This is a genomic window from Chitinophaga rhizosphaerae, assembly GCF_003958645.1.
GTDB classification, from domain to species: Bacteria; Bacteroidota; Bacteroidia; order Chitinophagales; family Chitinophagaceae; genus Chitinophaga; species Chitinophaga rhizosphaerae.
The window spans coordinates 435,754-456,166 of record NZ_RXLO01000001.1 but is presented as its reverse complement, the minus strand read 5'-3'; the positions used below and the strand labels follow the sequence as shown (position 1 = coordinate 456,166).

Sequence of the window (20,413 nt, the reverse complement as noted above, 5' to 3'; positions counted from 1 at the left end):
TTAATACAGCATGCGGGTCTTGATCGTATGGCTTACATCCTTGAGCAGGGAAAACGCTTCCTGGGAAAGCTTGGAATCCACGTCGAGCACCACGTAACCGATCTGGTCGTTGGTTTTGAGGTACTGGCCCACGATGTTGATGTTTTTGGACGACAGTGCGCTGTTGATCTCCGACAGCACGCCCGGCACGTTTTTGTGGATGTGCAGGATGCGGTGGGTGTTCTCGATGGCGGGAACGCTCAGTGCCGGCACGGTATGCGAGCCGAAGCTGGCGCCTTTTTCGAGGTAATTCAGCATTTTGGAAGACACGTCCAGCCCGATGTTGTGCTGCGCTTCTTCGGTGCTGCCGCCGATGTGCGGGGTGAGGATCACGTTAGGCAGGCCCTGGAGCGGCGTTGTGAAAGCGGCGCCGTTCTTTTCCGGCTCTACCGGGAACACGTCTACCGCTGCGCCGGACAACTGTCCTTTTTCGAGCGCATCGCGGAGGTCTTCGAGTACCACTACTTCGCCACGGGCGTAATTGAGGAAGATCGCGCCTTTCTTGACGTGCTTGAGGGTTTCTTTATTGATCATGTCTGCCGTGCTGCGGTTAGACGGTACGTGCAGGGAAATGATATCTGACTGGGAGAACAGGTCTTTGATGTTGCGGATCTGGGTAGCGTTGCCCAGGGGCAGTTTGGTTTCCACGTCGTAATAGAGGACGTTCATTCCCAGTGCTTCTGCGAGTACGCTCACCTGGCTGCCGATATTGCCGTAGCCGACGATGCCGATGGTTTTGCCGCGAAGTTCATAGCTGCCGGTGGCTTCTTTCATCCAGATGCCTTTGTGGGCAGCGGCGTTTTTATCGGGGATGCGGCGGATGAGCAGGATAGACAGGCCGATTACCAGTTCCGCTACGGAGCGGGTGTTGGAATACGGGGCGTTGAATACGGCCACACCGTGCTCGGTGGCGCTTTTCAGGTCTACCTGGTTGGTGCCGATACAGAAGCAGCCGATGCCCTGGAGCTTCTTGGCGGCGTCAAGTACTTTGGCGGTAACCTGGGTCTTGGAGCGGATGCCCAGCAGATGGACGTCTTTCACTTCGCGGATCAGGTCCTCTTCGCTGAGGGCTCCCGTGACTTTCCGGGTATTCACATACCCCGCTTCCTTGAACTCTGCCACCGCGGCGTCACTGATGTTTTCCAGCAAAAGGATATTGATCTTCTCTTTTGGGTAACTCGTTAATTTCTTTTGGCTCATGGTGTTGGATATATATCTGCTGATTACAATGCGATGACATTTCCGGTGATAGATTTGTCATCAAAAAGTGGCACAAACCTAGCCTAGTTTAAGGAGAAATCAAATAAAGGGCCTCCGGAATTCGACATTACGCAAAAAAAGCCCCTCACAATTCGTATTTTTTAAATTATTTTCGCCGTTTATGCCGCTTCGGGCATGAATCTTGTTAAGAAATCGATATCAATCAACATATACCAGCAGCATTGAAATGAAAGGGTCGAAGGCAATTGTGTTATTAGCCATATCTGGCTTATTTATATATTCCGGTTGCAGCAGCAGTTCCGCCAGCCGGAAAGATGAGAAGAAGGCTCCGGCCAAAACGTCTGAATACACCCTCGGGCTTTCCGAAGAAGCGGTACAAGCCATTCTCGCCGATCCCCGCAACAAGCGGATCGGCCGGGAAGTGGAAGACCTGGTCAGACATCGCCTGCCAGCCTCCTCTTTCAGTGGCGCCGTGCTGGTTGCCCGGAAAGGCGTAGTGCTCTACGAACATTACCAGGGCCTCGAAAGCCACGCCACCAAAATCCCGGTATCAGACTCTTCCTCCTTCCAACTCGCATCCGTCTCCAAAACATTCACCGGTATGGCCGTGCTAACGCTCGTGGAAAGAGGGAAATTGTCGCTCGAAGACCCCGTCACCAAATGGTGGCCGGATTTTCCGTACCTCGGCGTCACCGTCCGCACCCTGCTCAATCACCGGAGCGGATTGCCCAATTATCTCTACTTCTGCGACAGCCTCAATAAAGACAAAGCGCATTTCCTCACCAACGAGGAAGTCATCCACCTCATGATCGTCCACAAACCGGCGTCGCAATACCAGCCAGACAGGCATTTCAACTATTGCAATACCAATTATCTCATCCTGTCTGCCATCATCGAAAAAGTAAGCGGCCAGAAATATGCGGATTACCTCCAGCAGACTTTCTTCGGCCCCCTCGAAATGACGCACACTTTCGTGGCAGACCCTACCCTGGCGCCGCGGACCGGTCAAACCGTTTCCCACCTTTCCAGCTGGCGGCCGGAAGCGGATAACAGTTTCGACGGCGTTACGGGCGACAAAGGCATCTACTCCACCGTCCGCGATATGCTGAAGTGGGACCAGGCCATCTATTCCGGGAAGCTTTTCAAGCCGGAAACGCTCGCGGAAGCGTACAAACCGTATTCCAACGAAAAGCCCGGCATCCGTAACTACGGCCTCGGGTGGCGCCTCATGACGTATCCCGACAGCGCCCGCAAGATCGTATACCACAACGGATGGTGGCATGGCAACAATACCGTGTTCTACCGTTTTGTGCAGGATACCACTACCCTCGTGATCCTCGGCAACCGCTATAACCGCGGTATTTACCAGGTCGTGCGCCCGCTGCGCCAGGTGCTCGGCCATGGAGACGGTGAGGAAGCCGGCGAAGAATAAGCCTCCAATATTTCAACATAGAAACGCCCCCAAGGTTTGCACCTGGGGGCGTTTTGCGGATGGGTCACCGGGTCTGGAATAATTTAATCTGTTCGACCCGGAGCGTCTGGGCCGTAGGGTTGATATAAGTGCCCACGAAACCGAGGCTCACGGTGGCGGGCTGGTTGAGCGTAAATGTCACGACGTGGTGTTTGTCGCTGTTATCGCTTAGTTTTTTGGACGTGATGGCCGTATTGATCTGTTCCACGTCCGGCAATCCGCCGCTTCCGGCCGCAACGGTGAAATACGTGGCTTCCAGGGTGCCGTCTACGTTCTGCTGGAAGGCTTCGAGCCGGAAGGTCCCTTTCGGCAGCTGTACCACCTGCCAGATCTTTCCGTTGATGATCGTGCCGTTCCCCCAGATCCAGAGCGTCAGGTATCGTTTGGCCGCACCATCTATCTGGTCGGCATTTCCATTTTTCTTCGCTTCGTCGTTCGACTGCCAGTCTGCCAATACGGAGAACCGGCTATCGCCGGCGTCGTTCCGGAGGAAAGGCTTGCCGGGATTTTTGATGTAATCGGCCGTTACGTCGAGCTCGCCGATGGTACGCTTGTCGAATACGGTAAGGAAGGTATCGATGGCCAGGGAGTCGGGCAGATAACGGGTACGGTAGCTGAACTCGGAGTTAGGCGCCACTTTCGGCAGCACCGTTACCATTTCCTTGGTCCAGCTGCGGACGATGGTGTCGCGCTGGGTACCGTTCTGATGCGTGTAGCGGATCTGGATGGAATGGATCCCGTCGAGCGTATCCACATCATTCCAGTGGATGATCACTTTGTCGGAAAGCGCTTCCATCTCCGCGAACGCGCGGTTCAGCAGGGAAGTTTCGTACATGGTCCCGTAAGACACGCCGGAGGCGCGGCTGCTGACAGACGGGTTGCCGGCCTTGTCGTAGTTGACGACTTCGAATTCGTAGGTGCGTTCGTCGAGCCTGTCTACCACAAACCGGATGGTGTCGATCCCCTTCGTGCGGTTGACGGGCACGGTAGCGGAGTCTCTCCGGTTGTTCCAGTACAGTTTGCTGAAAGCGATTTTCGGGTCGGCGATGAGCAGCCACGACACCTGAACACGGTTTCGGCCTGCGTGCACGCGCATCGAATCGGCCTTCCCGGTGTAAAGGATCTCCCCTCCTTCCAGGTATTTTTTATAATCGTCCTGTTTCCGGCAGGCGGTGAAAACAGCCGCTGCGAGCAGTATGATGATGATCGGATTTCGCATGTTGTTCGGTTTTACGGATTACTTGTCATTTCCCCAGAAGCGCATTTCCTGGATGTTGGCGGCATATCCGCCGTCTGTCCAGGTGCGGAGGATTTTCACACGGATGTATCGCACTTTGGGCATGGTGAGCGGCACGTTCATTTGTTCGCCGGCGGCGCCTTTATCCCGGTCTTCCTGCGAAAGCTGACCTACGGGCAGGCCGGAGGGTTTGATGAGCGTGTGTTCCAGGAGGCGCGTCCAGCCGTTCCAGCTGCCGTCTGCCGGCGGCGTGGTGGCCATGCCCCAAATCTCGATCTGGCGAACGTTGTTCTGCATGTACAACCATTCGTTGGGCCGCTGCCAAAGGCCGATGCGGCTCAGTTGCGCAACTACGCCGAGATCGAACGTGATCCACATCGGCATGCCGTCCAGCTTGTCGGCACTATGCCACATGGTGCCGGCCCAGAGGTTGGGGATGGGATAGAATTGCCATCCGTCGGGGATATCGCCTGGGAGGATGACTTCCCGGAACTTGCTGCGGTCGAGCTGCCTTTCGTACATGGGCACCCAGTCGCCCGTGAGCGTGTCGCTGTAATTACCGTATTGGTCGCGGACGAAGAAGCGGAATTCGCGTTTGGTATCTTCGAACCCGCGGAGCGAGTAATTCGTGCCTACCGATTTCGTGTAAAAGGTGTTGAATTCCTTCATTTTCCCGGTAGAATCCTTCGTCATGGCCACGATGGCGATTTCGGCGCGGGTGTCGTTGGTGAAGGAGAGGTTCACGCCGCCAAAGTCTTCGCGTACCTTGAACGTTCTCCGGATCATGAGTACGGGCGGTAGCTTGGGCTCCACTTCCACGTTCACCGGAGCCGATTCCACGGAGCTGCGGGTTACGACGGTGAGTTTGATCTGGTGTTTCAGCGTGTCGCCGAACCCGTCTACCACGAGGAAGTTGTTGTAGTAGCTGCTTTTCACTTCCCGCGTTTTGCCCGGGCGCATTTCATAGGTCGCTTTAACGTAGAGCACGTCGTTATCGTCGGGCAGGCTGTAGGTGATTTTAGCGGACCCGTTCAGGTTTTCGACCTGCACGTTGCTGATGGTGGCGGGACTGCCGCCTTTGGGATTCACGGGCTCGTGGGTCTCTTTTCCGCAGGCTGCGGCCAGGAACGCCGCTGTCAGCAGGATATATGTCATTTTCATGATCATGCGGTTTGAAGGTTTTACCATCCCGGGTTCTGCACCAGGTTTTCGTTCATGAGGAGGTCGTTTTCATAGATCGGCCAGAGGTAGTCGCGCATCTGGAACGCCTGGCGCCATATGAGGCGCGGGCGGTAATAGAATTCCGCTTTTTCCTGCAGCATGTCCCAGCCCATAACGGGTTTATTCAGTTCTTCGGTGGCGGTTTTCCAGCGGCGGAGGTCCCAGAACCGGGCGCCTTCGAATGCGAGCTCGATGAGCCTTTCCTGGTGGATGATGGCGCGGAGGCCTTCCCTGGTGGTGAATTTTCCGGGATTGCGGGACCAGTTGGTCCAGGCGTCCTGCACGGTAGGCAGCTTCGCACGGGCACGAACGCGGTTGACGTATTCGAGTGCGTCGGCAACGGGGCCTTTCGATTCGTTGAGCGCTTCCGCATACATGAGGTAGAGGTCAGACAGCCGCATTTCCGGCCAGGCGTACTGTTCGATGTGCACGCTCTGCTCTGCCTGGATCTCGTTTTTCCAGTGGATGAGTTTTTTGGCGTAGTAACCGGTTACGTTGTAGTCGTAGATATTCTTCCGGCTCTGCCATTGGCCGAGTTTATTCTCGATGTGGAAGGTTTTGTTTTTCATATACCAAACCCCTCCGTCGAAGCCCAGGGAAGCATAAAAGCGCAATTCGCGGTTGTAGTGGAGGCCGGCGGTGGTATATCCTTCCTGGATCAGTTCCTTTTCGGCAGCGGTGGCTGTGCGCAGTTTGTACCGGCCTGCATAGTCCCAACCTTTGTCTTCATTGATGGGTACGCCATGATCGGTGTAGAATTGCTCTGCGATTTTCATGGTCGGCGCAAAAGACCCGAGCACCTGTTCATTCGCCAGCCTGTCGGGATCGAGGCGGGGCATGCAGATCCGCTGGATATCCCAGGTACGGGAATTGGAATTGCCCCAGATGATCTCGGGGTTCCAGTCTTCACAAACCGCATTGCGGATGCTCATTTGCGTGGTCATCGTATCGGAAAGTGTGGTGCCAATATCGCTGAAGGTATATAGTTTGTGTTTGTTACGGTGCGCGTTCTCGATGGCGAGTTTGCAGGCCTCGGCGGCACGGTCCCACTTGGTGGCGTCGTACGTGGTGGAGAAGAGCCGTTCATTTTCCTTTCCGGGCAGCACATGGTCGGGGTTGCCGTTGAAAAGGGGGCTGGCGGCAGTTACGAGTACGCGGGCGCGGACCGCGAGCGCGGCTGGTTGCGTGATGCGGCCCAGTTCGGAGGAACGGTCGGCGATTTCGGGCGGAAGGCTGGCCGCGGCTTCGAGCATCTGGTTGGAAATATAACTGATCACCGAGTCTACCGGCATGCGGTGTACCTTGTATTCTTCATGCGAGGCCGATGTGGGAAGGTTTTTCTCGACCAGCGGGATGGGCCCGTACTGGCGGAAAAGCAGCCAGTGATAATATGCTTTCAGGAACTTCACTTCAGCAATCCAGCGCATGCGTTCGTAATCGGGCATGTCAACTACTTTGCCGATGTTGTCGAGGAAAATATTACAGTCGCGCAGGGCGCGGTAATTATTGCCCCAGCCGCTGAGGTATACTGCCGAGGGCGACATATACCCCATCGCCAGCTGGAAAGCCCGGTCGTCTATCGCATACGGCCTGATCATCCAGAATTCGTCGCCGCCGGAGATGCCGGGGTTCGTGCTGGGGTCGCTGCTGCGGGGCAGATAGCTGTAGCAGGTGAAAAGATATTTCATCGCCTCCTGGCGCATGGTGAAGGCATTATCGATCGTGGGCACGTTATCGGGCACCACGTCCAGGAAATTTTTACAACCGGCTGCAGACAGCATCAGCAGACATCCGGCGATATAAAAGAGTTTCTTCATGACAATTCAGTTTTAGTCCGCGTTAGAATCCGAGGTTGATGCCGATGTTAATGACGCGCTGTACCGGGTAGCCTAGACCGTTTCCACCCATTTCAACGTCCCACAGTTTGAATTTGCTGATGGCGAACAGGTTCATGGCGTTTGCGTACAGGCGGGTGTTGGTCATTTTCAGGCGTTTCTGCAAAGCATCGGGCAGGGTAAAGCCCAGCTCTACCGTTTTCAGCCGCAGGAAGTCGCCGCTGCGCATCCACCAGGTAGAAGACTGGTAGTTATTCTGCACGAAGTAATTGCTGAGTCGGGGCCAGAAGGCATAGAGGTTCCGGTTGCTTTCGCTCCAGTGGTCTTCCGCGATCACTTTCAGCAAACCATGCTGGCCGCCACCGTTCTGTACGAAAGGTGTTGTGATGTAGGAATCGATCCAGAAAGACGAACGTGCCGATCCCTGGAAGAAGAAGCTGAAATCTAACGTTTTCCAACCCATGGAAGAGCCGAACCCGTAAGTGATCTCGGGCGTCTGCGGCAGGCCTATGGGCACTGCGTCCGCGGAGTTGATGACGCCGTCGCGGTTTACGTCGCGGTATTTGATATCTCCACCGTACACCCGCTGCCCGAAGTTCTGCTGGGGAGAATTCAGCACTTCCTGGTCGTCTACGAACAATCTTTCCGCGATGTAGCCCCAACGCTGGCTGAGCGGCTGCCCCACTTGTGAGCGGTATGCTTCGTTATCCTTATACCTGGGTTCTTCGTTCACCAGCAGTTTGCTCTGGGCGAAGGTGAATGTGCCGCGCACCTGGAGCCAGGCGTTACGCTTGAATTTGAAGTTGTAGTCGAGCGAGAGGTCGATCCCCTTTCCTTCTGCTTCTCCCACGTTGGCGCTGATGGGCGCGTTGAGGCCGAGCGTTGAGGGCAACGTGTTCCGCTGCATGAGGATGTTGGACCGGCGCTCGCGGAAGATGTCTGCCTGCAGGTTCAGGGCGTTAAACAACCCCAGTTCGATGCCGATATTGGCTTTCTGCGATTTCTCCCAGCTGATGAATTTGTTCTCGTACCGGCGGACGGATACGCCGGGTTTGGATACACCGTACCGTTCGCCGAAAGTAGCCCCGCGGCCACCGTCGTTCATATTTACGTCAGACAGGTAGAAAAACCGGTCGAACTCGTTGCCGATCTGGTCGTTGCCTACGAGGCCGTATGTGCCGCGGACCTTCAGCTTGTCCACCAGGTGTACGTAAGGTTCGAAAAACTTCTCCCGGTATACATTCCAGGCCACGCCTACCGACGGGAAGAACCCGTACCGGTGGCTGGCCGCAAAACGCTCGGAGCCATTGTATCCGAAGTTGGCCTCCAGCATGTAACGGTCGTCGTAGTCATAGGTGAAACGCCCGCTCACGCCCTGGTTGCGGTAGGGAAGCGACGTTTGCAACGTTCGGCCGTTCCCCGTCAGGTAACCGCGGAAGATGGTGATGAGCATCCCGGAAACGGTGTGCTTGTTGAAGTTCTTGTTGTAGTTCACGGCCGCTTCCATGTAGGAAGTGGTGCCGGTAATCTTGTCGCTTGGAGAATAGCTCAGGTATTCGGTGCCATTGGTGTTGAGGGGCAGCAGCCTGGCAGGATCGCCGTCGATGCCGGGTTGCAGCTTGTAATAGAACGGTGTGTACCCGCGCTGCACCTGGAAGAAGGCGTATCGCTCGGTGTAGGCCATAACGCGGGCCTGCAGGCCAGGCGTCACGAACCGGAGATCCTGGCGGACTTCCAGCTGGGCCAGCAGGTTGGAGGTGTTAGACTGTTGGTAGCCGGAAACGGAAAGGGCGTAGGGATTAAAGAACAGGTTGCCGCCATCGCCGGGAGTGCTGCCATAGCCGCGCATCACCGCGCTGCCGAAAAGCGGGTGCTTCAGCTGGGGTGCGTATTCTTTGGGGTAGACGGCCGGGAAATCTACCGGGTTGGCCCATACCGCCTGCGAAAACCGCGTGGCGCCGCCGCCGATGGGGCCGTTATAGTCGTCGAACTGCCCGTAGGTACGAACGATGCCGACCGTTGTGGGCGTCAGGTTGATATTGATGTTGGAGCGGATGGAATAGTTGCGCAGTTTGATGTTGCTGTTGAAATTGTTCAGCTTGTCCACCTTCAGCACACCGTTATCGATGTTGTAAGTGCCGGCGATGTAATACTGTGCGATCTTTCCGCCCCCATTCATGGAAAAGTTGAGGCGCTGGTTGTTGGTAGATGGTTTGATGAGCTGCTTGATCCAGTTATTGTTCGGGTACAGCAGCGGATCGTCTCCGGCCGCCGTGCGCTCGATCTTTTCCTGGGAATAAGGCAGATCGCCCAGGGGGTCGCGGGTGATCACGGCTTCGTTCGCCAGTTTCATATAGGTGATGTTGTCGGCGAATTTGAAGTTGCGGGTGTTGGTCGACAATGAGTTTTCCAAACGCACGTTGAACCGGGTTTTCCCTTCCTGGCCGCTTTTGGTGCTCACGAGCACTACGCCGTTGGCGCCGCGGGCGCCGTAGAGGCTGGACGCCGTAGCGTCTTTCAGGATGGAGAAGCCGGAGATATCGTCGGGCTGGAGGCGCGCCAGGTCGGTGGTGGTGGATTCCATTCCGTCGATGAGGATGAGCGGGTCCACTTTGCCGGTGCCGAAGGTGGTGATGCCGCGGATGAAGAAGCTGGCATTATCCTGCCCGGGCTCCCCGCTCCGCTGGTACGAAATCACACCGCTGAGCCTGCCGGCGAGCATGGTGGTAAGGTTGCTGGTAGGGCCTTTGAGCTCTTTGGGGTTAATGGATGTTACCGCGCTCACCATGCTGCTTTTCTTCTGCGTTCCGTAAGCTACCACCACCACTTCGCCTACATCCGAAACTTTCTGTTTAAGGATGATCTTCAGGAGCTTTTCTTCGCGCACCACTTCGGCCTGCGGCTGCATCCCGATCATGGTGAAAATCAGGGAATCGCCTTTTTCCGCGTCGATGATGAAGGTGCCGAGCGCGTCTGTCAACGCATTGGCTTTGCTGTTTTTGTTGTGAACGGTGACGCCGGGGAGCACCTGTCCGCCTTCGTCAGACACCATGCCCCTTATTTTCATGAAACGGGCAGGTTTGGCGGCGGTAGTTGCTGAGGCCGTTTTTTTCTTCAACACAACCGTCTTGTCGACGATGGCGAAGGAAAAGGGCTGCCCGTCGAACACCGCGCTCAGGGCTTTGTCCAGCGGTGCGGCAGCAACATCGGCCGTCACGTTGCGGGCGTCTCCCAGCATGTCGAGGTCATAAACGAAAAGGAAGCCGGTTTGCTGGCGGATCTGTTTCATGACATCTTCCAGCGATGAATTCTTAACGTGGATCGTTACCTGTTGTGCATATGCCCTGGCCCGGAACTGGAGGGAAAGGGCAAGGCACAGCCACAGCAACGTCTTCTGAACGAAACGTAGTCGTTGCATAAAGGATTAATTTTGGTTGCATGGAATGAGGAGGCAACAGGAACCCTGCCCGGGGTCCGGGTGGCGGTTTTCCAGTATCTCCGTCGGTTACTTTTGTTGTGTGAAATTTTCTTACGTACTCATCTTAGGTGATCAAGGAATTACTGTTACGGTATTATTGTTGATCTCAAATTGTATGCTACCGGTCAATTCCAGCATTTTCAGGACGTCTTCTATTTTTTCCGTCCGTGATATGGCGCCGCCGAAATTCTTGCCTTCGGTATTTCCTTTATAAACAATGTCTACGTCGTACCACCGGGCAATTTGCCGCATGATGCCACGAATATTACCCCTGAATTCGAATCTTCCTTCTTTCCAGGCAACAACCCGGTCGGTATCTGCTTTTCTTACTTTGATGCCGTTTTCCTTCCTGTTCATCACGGCCTGGAGCCCCGGTATGAGCGTGGCTTCCGATCCGCCGCCAAACACTTTTACACCGCCTTCGATCAGCGTGGTTTCGATGCTGGACTCGTCTGAATAGGCCATGACGTTGAAATGCGTGCCGGTCACCCGAACGTCCATCCCGTCTGCCTTCACGATGAAAGGCTGCTGCGCCCGTTTCGCCACTTCGAAATACACTTCTCCTTCCACTTCCACCCTTCTTTCTCCGGTGTTGAACACCGTCGGGAAGCGGATAGACGAGGCTGCGTTGAGCCATACCCTCGATCCGTCGGGCAATACCACCCTGAACTGGCCGCCCCGCGGCGTGCGGATGGTATTGATGGTAGGTGGTTCGGCGGTGGAGGTATCATAATGGAGTGCGTTACCGTTCACCTGTGCCAGGAGCCCCTGCTGTACGCCGATGGTATCGTTGCCGGCGCGCTCCAGGTCGATCTCCCGGCCATCGTCCAGCACCAATATGGCGCGGTCTTTCCCCGGAGATATCTGTGCGTGCGGGGTTCCGGCGTCTTGCTGACCGTGGCGCTGCGATTTGAGGAGGAACCCGATGCCCAGGATCATCAGCAGCCCTGCGGCTACGGCCGCCCAGGTGAAAATGTGCGCCTTGCGGCGGGGGGCATCGCCGCGGAGGATTTCGCCCAGCACTTTTTCCGCGCTTTCTTCCGGCATGGCGGCATCATCGTCCAGCCCGCTATCGAGCATCCCGCCGATCGCTTCCTTCAGCTCGTCGTCGTGGCCGGAAGCCGCCACCATCCCGAGGAATTCCTTTTCCTCTTCCGGCGTGGCCAGCCCTGACCGATACTTATGGAACAAATGCGAGAATCTCGAAGCTTTCATGAATGCCTGCTTGTGTAGTAATGAGACAATAAGAAAATAAGGATGGGTTACACGACCATAAAAAATAGTTCCGAAGCGAAGGCCGAGGAGAGCATGAGGCCGGGAATGTCCATCCGTGCGGTGCAATACTCGCGGATGGAGCGCATGGCCCGGGCCAGGTGTACTTTTACGGTTTCGGGAGACAGTTGCAGCAGATGCGCCACTTCGTGCCGGGGGCGCCCTTCTACCTTGCTGAGATGATAAACCCGTTCCTGTTGGGGCGGCAGCTGGCGAACGGCGTTCTGGAGCACCCGCTCGAAGTCGCGGCCCAGCACCCGCTCTTCGGTGCCCTTGCAGGCAGGCTCGGCATGGAGGATGTCGGCCGTGCGTTCGCGTGCCAGCTGTTTAAGGCTGTTGAATATTTGGTTGCGTGCGGTAGTGAAAAGGTAGGCGCGGAAAAAGGTGACCTGGGGAAGGGAGCTCCGGTTAAGCCAGATTTTCATGAATACTTCCTGTACGATCTCTTCCGCATGGGAATGGCTGCCCATCAGCCTGACGGCCGTAGCGTAAATACGGTCCCTGTATTCGTGGAATAGTTCGGCGAAGGCGGCGCCGTCTCCCTCCGATAACCGTATCAGTAATTCATGTTCGTGTGTGGTGGACGTGTTCATCACATGGGATGCATAACTAAAGTAGTGACAATCACAATTATGGGTGCGCCTTATCTTCTCTTTAAGTGATAGTATTTTAACAAATGAAAAATCCGCCCTGCGTTGGCTATTGATCAGGCAGGGCGGAGAGGATGTTGATACCGGTGGAAAAACTTCCGCCGGTGAATGCTATCAACCTATTTATGCGAACTAAAACCTATGACTGGCCTATCGACCAGCTTTCTTTACTGACTGCTTTTTTCCCGCGTGATGGTGTTTCGCGGTTTTTTTGTGTTCCATTTTTTCTGCTTTCGCGGCGTGTTGGGCCGACTGCTCTGTTTTAGCGGCGTGTTTTTCCTGTGCGGAAGCTGTTGTCATGCCACCGGTAACGATCATCGCGGCGGCCATCAGAAACATGATCTTTTTCATTGTGTTTGTATTTATGGTGATTTAAATAATCAAAGCGTTTTTGCAAATCTGCGCCGGTAAGCGGAATAGAAAATGAGGGGGAAGATGAGGAGCGTCAGCACGGTAGCCGTGATCAGCCCTCCTATCACCACTACTGCCAGCGGTTTCTGGGTTTCCGAACCGATGCCGCTGCTCACCGCCGCCGGTATCAGCCCGATCGCGGCCATGAGGGCGGTCATCACCACCGGCCGGATGCGCTCTTCCACGCCGCGGCGAATCGCTTCGTTCAGGGGCATCCTGGCCTGGAGGTTCTTGTGGAACACCGAGATGAGGATCACCCCGTTCTGGATGCAAATCCCGAACAGCGCAATGAAACCGACCCCCGCCGAAATCCCGAAGTTGATGCCGGACGCATGCAGCGCCAGGATCCCCCCGATGAGCGCGAACGGTACGTTCATGAGAATAAGCCCCGCATCTTTCACACTGCCCATCATAATGAACAGGATGATAAAGATGGCGATGAGGCTGACAGGCACCACCTGCCCCAGGGTTTTGGTTGCCCGCACCTGGTTCTCGAACTCGCCCGTCCACCCGATCGCATACCCTTTCGGCAACTGGATGCCCTTATTCACCCGGGCCTGCGCCTCGGCGATGGTACTGCCCAGATCGCGGTCGCGGACGGAGAACTTCACCCCGATGAAACGTTTGGTATTGTCGCGGTAAATGAACGCCGGGCCGGTTTGCGTATAAATGGTAGCGATCTCCTTCAATGGTATTTTCTTCCCGTTCATGGCGGGCACCATGAGGTTCTGCAGGTCTACCTCGTCTTTCCGGTAATCGGCGTCGTACCGCACGCGCACGTCGAATTTGCGCTCGCCTTCATACAGCTGGGTGGCCGTTTTACCGCCGATCGCCATTTCGATCACGGCCTGGGCATCGGCGGTTTTTACACCGTAGAGCGCCATTTTCGTGTCGCTGAGGCGGACGCTCATTTCGGGCTGGCCGATGTTACGCAGGATACCCACGTCCTTGATCCCCCGCACACCCTGTACCTGCGTGATCACCTGGTTGGCGATCCGGTCGAGCTCATTGAGATCGTCCCCGTAAATCTTCACCGCATTGCTGGCGTTGATGCCGGCCACGGCTTCGGCCACGTTGTCGATAATGGGCTGCGAGTAGTTGTACACCACGCCCTGGTATTGCCGGAGTCGTTTGTCCATTTCCTCGACAAGCTGGTCCATCGTGATCTTGCGGCCCCATTCTTTCCTGGGTTTCAGGTTCACCTGGCATTGCACGTAATAGAACCCGCTGGGGTCGGTACCGTCGTTGGAACGGCCCGTTTGCGACAACACCCCGTTCACTTCCGGGAAGCTGCCCAGCTCTTTCCTGAACTTATGGACGAACTGCACGGTTTCATTGAGCGACATGCTCATGGGGAGCTTCGCTTCCACCCACAGCGCCCCTTCATTCAGCTGTGGAAGAAACTCTGAGCCAAGGAATTTCGCGGAACCGAAGCTGGCCCCCATGAACAATACCGCCAGTAGCAGTGATAATCTCTTATGGGAATACGTCCAGTTGAAACCGCCCATCACGATGCGGTTGAAGAAGTTCACCACGGGGTTGTGCTTCTCGCGGACGTTTTTGTTCAACAGGATAGATGTCAATACCGGCACGAGCGTAAGCGTAAACAGCAGCGCGCCGAGCAACGCAAATCCCAGCGTCCAGGCCAGGGGCGAGAACATTTTCCCTTCCACTTTCTGGAAAGAGAAAATGGGAAGCAGGGAAATGATGATGATGAGTTTGGAAAAGAAAACGGCCTTTCCCAGTTCTCCGCCGGTCTTTTTGATCCATCCCAGCTTGGCCATCCGGTTGAATTTCTCCATCCCGAACTGCCTGGCCCGGTGGTCGAGCATCACGAATATCCCTTCCACCATCACCACCGCTCCGTCTATAATGATCCCGAAGTCGATGGCGCCCATGCTGAGCAGGTTGGCGCTCATGCCTTTCAGTTTCAGGCAGATGAAGGCGAAGAGCAGCGCCAGCGGGATGATGATCCCTACGATGAGCGTCGTCCGCCAGTCGGCCATGAAAATGAACACGATCACCGTCACGAAAATGATCCCTTCCAGCAGATTGTGTATCACCGTTTCGGTGCAGTATTTCATGAGCACGTCGCGGTCGTAGAAGGTTTCCATTTTAATGTCGCCGGGCAGCACCTTATCGTTCAGTTCCCGTACTTTATCCTTGATCCGCGCCAGCACTTCGGAAGGGTTCTCCCCTTTCCGCATCACCACGATCCCTTCCACGATATCGTCCATCTCGTTCAGGCCTGCCTGGCCCACGCGCGGGAGCGACGCCTCGCGCACGTTCGCCACGTTTTTGACGAGGATGGGCGTTCCGTCTACGTTTTCGATGATAATGTTTTCGATGTCCTGGATATTGTCGAGCAACCCGATGCCGCGTACCACGTACGCCTGGCCGTTTTTCTCGATCACGTCGCCGCCCACGTTGATATTGCTTTGCGCCGCGGCCTGGTAGAGTTCCAGGGGCGTAATATCGTATTTGGCAAGTTTGATGGGATCGGCGGTGATCTCGTAAATTTTCTCCTGTCCGCCGAAGGCGACAACATCGGCCACACCCGGCACGCTCCGCAACTGGCGGTCGATCACCCAGTTCTGGTAAGTGAGCAGGCTGCGCGAATCGCGATGGGGGCTTTTCAGCCAATACCTGAACACTTCTCCCGTGGGGCCGTACGGCGGCTGCACTTCGGGCTCCACGCCTTCGGGGAGCGATACGTTGCGGAGCATGTTATTGACCTGTTGCCTGGCGAAGAAGTCTTCCACATCGTCGTCGAAAATGATCTTGATGACAGACAGGCCGAACATGGTGATGGAGCGGACGCTCGACTTTTTCTGGACGCCGTTCATGGATATTTCGATGGGTGTGGTCACGAAGCGTTCCACTTCTTCGGCGCTCCTGCCGTTCCATTCCGAAACGATGACGATCTGGGTATTGGTGACGTCCGGGAAAGCTTCGATGGGCGTATGCAGATAGGCGACTACGCCGCCAACGGTGAGCACCGCCAGCATGAAGAACACGAAGAACCGGTTCCTGAGCGAAAATCCAACGATATTTCTAATGAATTTGTTCATGCGGTTAGTCGTTCAGGGCGTCGTAAATAAGCAGTTGATTGTGGGAAATCACCTTGTCGCCGGGTTGCAGCCCGCGGCTGATGTAGGTGACATCATTGAGCGATTTGGCAATTTTTACCTCGCGGGTATCGATATTGTTCCGGTCGCGGAACACCATCACGAAATTCTTCCCCTTGTCGAAAATGACGGCCGAGCTGGGAATGGCGGGCAATTCGGCGCCTTCGCGGTATTTGAGCAGCACGGTGGCGAACATCTCCGGTTTGAGGAGCATGCCTTCGTTGTTCAGCCGGATGCGGACCTGCATGGTCTTGGTATCCGGGTCGAGCACATTGTATACTTTATCGATCTTTCCGTGGAAAGTCTGGTCGGGATAGCTGATGGTGGTCACGTCTGCCGGGTACCCTTCCTGCACCCTGGCGATGTCTGTCTCGAAGACGTTGGCCATGATCCAGACTTCGTCGAGCTCGGAGATGGTGAACATATGCGCGCTGTTGTCCGCCCGCAGTTCCATGCCGTTATTGATATTCTTTTCGATGATATATCCGCTGATGGGAGCCGTTACGATGGAAGTGGAGCCGCTGCCTTTGCGGTAGAGTTTCATCAGTTCGTTGAGCCTGCCGATTTCCGCGCGGGCTTTGTTGCGTTCTTCCTCGGCGTTCACTACGTCTTTCTGCGTGGAAAGCTGGCTCTGGTAAAGGTCTTGCGCTACCTTGAGGCTTTTTTCGGCGATGGCGAGGTCGGAGTGCGCATCGGCGAGTTGTTTATCGTAATCTGCGATCTCGCCGCTCTGGATCACGGCGAGCACCTGTCCTTTTTTCACGTAATCGCCCAGTTGTACTTTAATGTCTTTCACATAACCGCTCACGATCGGGTATAATTTGAGCACTTTGCTGAGGTCTGGCGTCACTTTGCCGGAGAGGCGCAGTTCGTTTTCGACGGGTTTTACGGCCGTGGTGTCGATCCTGATGGTGGCCAGCATCGTGTCGCTGAGCGCGAAGGTGGCTTTTTCGGTGTCTTCCGCCAGGGAGTGCTTGCATCCGCCGAAAGCGGCGGCAGCGGCCAGCAACAGGGGGATCGTATATGTTTTCATGCGCGTCATTGCGGATTGTTGAATAATTGCGTGCCGGTAGTGTAATTCAGCTCTTCGTACGCGAGCACGCGGTCGCTGAGGAATTTATTGGCGTGCAGGATGTGTTCGCTGTAACTGTTGAAGTAATCGATGAACTGCAGGAGCGAAATGTTCCCTTTCCGGAAGTTCGCCGCTACTTCATCGATGAGACGGGTATATTCGGCGTTGAACGATTTAAGGTCGGGCCATTCCGTCCCTTTTTCCAGGAACCGGATTTTTTCCAGCGCGTTCGCCACTTCGGCGGAAACGGTGAGTTGCTGCTCGTCGAGCTCCGCGGCCTGGGCTTTCACTTCCTGCGCCGAAGCCCGGATGTTGCCCCGGTTGCGGTTCCATAACGGAAGGTCTACCCCTACCGTAAGCCCGATAAAATTATTGGTGTAACTCCCCTGGCGGTCGTATGCCGCGCCGAGGTGCAGATCGGGTACGGCCAGCGCCTTTTGCAGGCGGTTGTTCATTTTGGCCGCTTCCAGCCTGCGGGCCGCCACCTGGAGGTCGGGCCGGTTGGCCAGCGCGGTATCCGTCAGGGCAGCAAGGTCGTACCGCCCCAACACATAGCGTTGCAGCACATCGGGGCCGGCGTCCGGCGCCACGGGCTCCTTGCTGCCCAACAGGAGCTGCAGGCGCAGGGAGGCGTCCATTTCCTGCTGGCGAAGGTCCGTATAGTCGTTGGCGATACCTACCTGCAGCGCTTGCAGGCGGATCACGTCGGCATGGGCCACGCTCCCGCTGGCGTCTGCGCTGCGATAAGCTTCCAGGATCCGCTGGAGATTACCGAGCTGGTTGCGCAGCGTCTTTTCGGATGCTTTCAGGAAATACAATTGGTAAAAACTGCTGCGCAGCTCCAGGCGGAGCGTCCGCATGAGTTCGGAGAAAGCGGCGGCAGACGTAGCTGCGTTCCAACGGGCCAGTTGCACCTGTTTGTTGCGTTTGCCTGCCATCTGGACGATCTGTTCCACTGAGCCCTCGAGCTGTCCACCGCCGCCGATATGAAAAGGCTGTACCTTGTCCAGGGAACCGAAGCCTAAGGTCCCTGAAAGCGTAGGGTTATCCCATTTCTTCGCCTGATCCACGAGCGCCTCCGCGGCATTGACGCGGTACCGTTCGGCCAGTAGCCGGAAGTTGCGCTGCAGGAATTCCTGTTCGGCCTGCTGCAGTGTAAGGGAACGGGCCTCCTGGGAAAATCCTTTCAGGGTCAGGACAAAAATCATCGGGAGAACTATGAGCCATTTCATGACACAAAGCTCCACACCGGGAATTAAACCAGCCTTTAAAGCGGATTAAAAAAGACTTAAAAACAGCATTAAGCGATAATGTGTGGCAATTGTACGGTAAACGTGCTGCCTTCTCCGGGGATGGAGAATACGGTCAGCCGCCCGTCGTGCAAATCGGTAATGCGCCGGCAGATAGAGAGGCCCAGCCCGTGGCCCCGCGCCTGCGCCGCATTGGTGCCGCGGAAGAAGGGCTCGAATATTTTTTCCTGCTCGCCGGAAGGGATCCCCGGCCCGAGGTCTTTCACATGCACGATAATATACCGTTCGTTAAAATCGAGGATCACCCGGGCGGAGGCGTCTTCGGAAAACTTGCAGGCATTGTCGAGCAGGTTGATGAACAGGATCCGTAACAGCGCTTCGTTCCCGTTGCAGGTGATCATCTCGTCCTGCTCCGGCTCGCGGAGGAACTGGATGTCTACCTTCCCGACCGATTTCCATTTCCGCCGCACGAAATCCGCCGTATCCCACAACAACTCGTCTACCCGAACCGGCGTGAACGCGAATTCGTTCCGGTTCATTTCCGACTGCGCCAGCTGCAGCAGGCCGTTCGTCAGTTCGCTCAGCCCCTCCGCATCTTCCAGCACCGATTCCAGCACGGCTTCGTATTCAGGCCCCGTCCGCTCCTTGGCAAGTGTTACCTGCAATTGGCTGATGATCGCCGCCAGCGGTGTCCGCAGCTCATGGCTGGCATTGCTCACGAAGCTCTTCTGCAGGTCGAACGAATGGCTCAAGCGTTGTAACATGGTATTGAAATTCGCGCCCAGTTGCGCGATCTCGTCGCTCCCCTTGATCTCCACCCGCGAATCCTGCATGTTGTTGGCATTGATGGAGTCTGCCTGTTCCACCAGCCGGTCGATGGGCTGCACCATCTTCCGTGCGAAGAAATACCCCACGCCCACCAGCAGCACCACACCCACGACGAGCTCGATAATAAGGATACGCCGCAGGTTCTGGAGGTTCTGGAATCCGTATTTGTCAAATGAAGAGACGAGCACGAGCACGCTGATGTTGTCTTCGGTATAATGAAGCCCCGCCAGCTCTCCTCCCTGTTGATTGCGGATGAGCGAGCCCTGTTGCCTTACCTGGTCCAGCAGCGCCCGCGGAATGCGCACTGCCGAGTCTTTCACGTTCGTATAGAGCAGGTCGTAATGCTCGTTATATACGAGGATCGTTTCCTGGTAAAGGTCCTGGAAAGTGGTTTTGTCAAGCTTGCGCAGCAGCCCGATCTGCACCTGGTCGTTTTCGATGATGACGCTGCCGATGGAGCGCGCACGGTATTCCAGGCGCTCCAGGTACTCGTTGCGCCGGGATTTGGCGGAGAAGTAATATGCCAGCACGGCGAAGGCGATCAGCAGGAAGGCGGCCGACAGCGTATAGTAAATCGCTATTTTATACTTGATCTTCAAGCGGCGTCAGGGTTCGTCGGACAGGAAATATCCCATCCCCGTTTTGGTGTGCAGCAATTTAACGTCGAAATCCTTATCGATTTTTTTCCGGAGGAAGTTGATGTACACTTCGATCACGTTGGTGCCGGTGTCGAAATCGATGTTCCAGACTTTTTCGGCGATCGTCATTTTGGAGATGACTTTCCCTTTATGAAGGGCCAGCAGTTCGAGCAGTTGGTATTCTTTGGCGGTGAGGGGGATTTTTTTACCGGCGCGCCAGGCTTCTTTCCGCTCCCGGTCGATCTCCAGGTCGCCGATGGAGATTTTGTCGTTGCGATGGTTGGGCACTTCCGCTCCTGCCCTTTTGAGGAACACGCGGATGCGCGCCAGCAGCTCGCGGAAGTCGAAGGGTTTGACGAGGTAATCGTCCGCCCCCAGTTCAAAGGCCTGCATCTTGTCGTCCATCCCGCCGAAGGCGGTCAGCATGATGACGGCCACTTTGTTGTTCCGCCGGCGGATCAGTTCGCAGATTTCGTAGCCGTTGTGGTGGGGAAGGTTGAGGTCGAGGATAACGAGGTCGTAATCGCCGCTGGTTGCAAGACTTTTCCCCATCCGCCCGTCGTAGGCCACTTCCACCTCGAATCCGTTTTCCTCCAGCCCCATTCTCACGGCGTTGGCGACTTTCACTTCATCTTCAACGATCAGTATCCTTTGCATGGCGC

14 protein-coding genes are annotated in these 20,413 nt (G+C 55.8%); 1 reads left to right on the top strand and 13 read right to left on the bottom strand.

What is annotated here, in order from left to right:
* Complete coding sequence (serA, locus tag EJ361_RS01735; protein WP_126243620.1) at positions 1–1,239, bottom strand: phosphoglycerate dehydrogenase; 1,239 nt, start codon at positions 1,237–1,239, stop codon at positions 1–3.
* A 268-nt stretch (positions 1,240–1,507) separates the two neighbouring features.
* Here serA and EJ361_RS01730 point away from each other — a divergent pair, with 268 nt between their 5' ends.
* Positions 1,508–2,692, top strand: a complete 1,185-nt coding sequence (locus EJ361_RS01730; RefSeq protein WP_240646519.1) for a serine hydrolase domain-containing protein — start codon at positions 1,508–1,510, stop codon at positions 2,690–2,692.
* Between the two features lie 64 nt (positions 2,693–2,756).
* On the opposite strand, the gene EJ361_RS01725 is transcribed toward EJ361_RS01730, so the two are convergent.
* The 12 genes from EJ361_RS01725 to EJ361_RS01670 form a co-directional block, all read right to left on the bottom strand.
* Positions 2,757–3,950, bottom strand: coding sequence for a DUF4998 domain-containing protein (locus EJ361_RS01725; protein WP_126243618.1), 1,194 nt, complete (start codon positions 3,948–3,950; stop codon positions 2,757–2,759).
* Between the two features lie 18 nt (positions 3,951–3,968).
* A complete protein-coding gene (locus EJ361_RS01720; RefSeq protein ID WP_164714035.1) occupies positions 3,969–5,129 on the bottom strand; it encodes a DUF5000 domain-containing lipoprotein in 1,161 nt (386 codons plus the stop codon).
* A 20-nt stretch (positions 5,130–5,149) separates the two neighbouring features.
* A complete protein-coding gene (locus tag EJ361_RS01715) occupies positions 5,150–7,006 on the bottom strand; it encodes a RagB/SusD family nutrient uptake outer membrane protein (RefSeq protein ID WP_126243616.1) in 1,857 nt (618 codons plus the stop codon).
* 22 nt (positions 7,007–7,028) lie between these two features.
* Positions 7,029–10,442, bottom strand: a complete 3,414-nt coding sequence (locus EJ361_RS01710) for a TonB-dependent receptor (RefSeq protein ID WP_240646518.1) — start codon at positions 10,440–10,442, stop codon at positions 7,029–7,031.
* Between the two features lie 132 nt (positions 10,443–10,574).
* Complete coding sequence (locus EJ361_RS01705) at positions 10,575–11,717, bottom strand: FecR family protein (RefSeq protein ID WP_126243615.1); 1,143 nt, start codon at positions 11,715–11,717, stop codon at positions 10,575–10,577.
* 47 nt (positions 11,718–11,764) lie between these two features.
* The gene (locus EJ361_RS01700) at positions 11,765–12,367 is read right to left on the bottom strand and encodes an RNA polymerase sigma factor (RefSeq protein WP_126243614.1); all 603 of its coding nucleotides are present in this window, start codon (positions 12,365–12,367) and stop codon (positions 11,765–11,767) included.
* Between the two features lie 207 nt (positions 12,368–12,574).
* A complete protein-coding gene (locus tag EJ361_RS01695; RefSeq protein WP_126243613.1) occupies positions 12,575–12,775 on the bottom strand; it encodes a hypothetical protein in 201 nt (66 codons plus the stop codon).
* Positions 12,776–12,804: 29 nt separating this feature from the next.
* Entirely contained in the window at positions 12,805–15,906 is a 3,102-nt protein-coding gene (locus EJ361_RS01690; RefSeq protein WP_126243612.1) for an efflux RND transporter permease subunit, read from the bottom strand.
* A gap of 4 nt (positions 15,907–15,910) precedes the next feature.
* Positions 15,911–16,996, bottom strand: a complete 1,086-nt coding sequence (locus tag EJ361_RS01685) for an efflux RND transporter periplasmic adaptor subunit (protein WP_126243611.1) — start codon at positions 16,994–16,996, stop codon at positions 15,911–15,913.
* A gap of 5 nt (positions 16,997–17,001) precedes the next feature.
* Positions 17,002–18,243, bottom strand: a complete 1,242-nt coding sequence (locus tag EJ361_RS01680) for a TolC family protein (protein ID WP_164714034.1) — start codon at positions 18,241–18,243, stop codon at positions 17,002–17,004.
* Between the two features lie 92 nt (positions 18,244–18,335).
* Entirely contained in the window at positions 18,336–19,712 is a 1,377-nt protein-coding gene (locus EJ361_RS01675; protein WP_126243609.1) for a sensor histidine kinase, read from the bottom strand.
* Between the two features lie 6 nt (positions 19,713–19,718).
* Positions 19,719–20,408: a response regulator transcription factor gene (locus EJ361_RS01670; protein ID WP_126243608.1), complete on the bottom strand. Its 690-nt coding sequence runs from the start codon at positions 20,406–20,408 to the stop codon at positions 19,719–19,721.
* Positions 20,409–20,413: the final 5 nt, after the last annotated feature.

What these genes read in the sequence shown, in the direction of transcription:
- EJ361_RS01725 (WP_126243618.1), bottom strand. Translation starts at nt 3,950, where the DNA reads ATGCGAAATCCGATCATCATCATACTGCTCGCAGCGGCTGTTTTCACC.
- EJ361_RS01680 (WP_164714034.1), bottom strand. Translation starts at nt 18,243, where the DNA reads ATGATTTTTGTCCTGACCCTGAAAGGATTTTCCCAGGAGGCCCGTTCC.
- EJ361_RS01685 (WP_126243611.1), bottom strand. Translation starts at nt 16,996, where the DNA reads ATGAAAACATATACGATCCCCCTGTTGCTGGCCGCTGCCGCCGCTTTC.
- serA (WP_126243620.1), bottom strand. Translation starts at nt 1,239, where the DNA reads ATGAGCCAAAAGAAATTAACGAGTTACCCAAAAGAGAAGATCAATATC.
- EJ361_RS01720 (WP_164714035.1), bottom strand. Translation starts at nt 5,129, where the DNA reads ATGAAAATGACATATATCCTGCTGACAGCGGCGTTCCTGGCCGCAGCC.
- EJ361_RS01705 (WP_126243615.1), bottom strand. Translation starts at nt 11,717, where the DNA reads ATGAAAGCTTCGAGATTCTCGCATTTGTTCCATAAGTATCGGTCAGGG.
- EJ361_RS01710 (WP_240646518.1), bottom strand. Translation starts at nt 10,442, where the DNA reads ATGCAACGACTACGTTTCGTTCAGAAGACGTTGCTGTGGCTGTGCCTT.
- EJ361_RS01700 (WP_126243614.1), bottom strand. Translation starts at nt 12,367, where the DNA reads ATGAACACGTCCACCACACACGAACATGAATTACTGATACGGTTATCG.
- EJ361_RS01670 (WP_126243608.1), bottom strand. Translation starts at nt 20,408, where the DNA reads ATGCAAAGGATACTGATCGTTGAAGATGAAGTGAAAGTCGCCAACGCC.
- EJ361_RS01690 (WP_126243612.1), bottom strand. Translation starts at nt 15,906, where the DNA reads ATGAACAAATTCATTAGAAATATCGTTGGATTTTCGCTCAGGAACCGG.
- EJ361_RS01715 (WP_126243616.1), bottom strand. Translation starts at nt 7,006, where the DNA reads ATGAAGAAACTCTTTTATATCGCCGGATGTCTGCTGATGCTGTCTGCA.
- EJ361_RS01695 (WP_126243613.1), bottom strand. Translation starts at nt 12,775, where the DNA reads ATGAAAAAGATCATGTTTCTGATGGCCGCCGCGATGATCGTTACCGGT.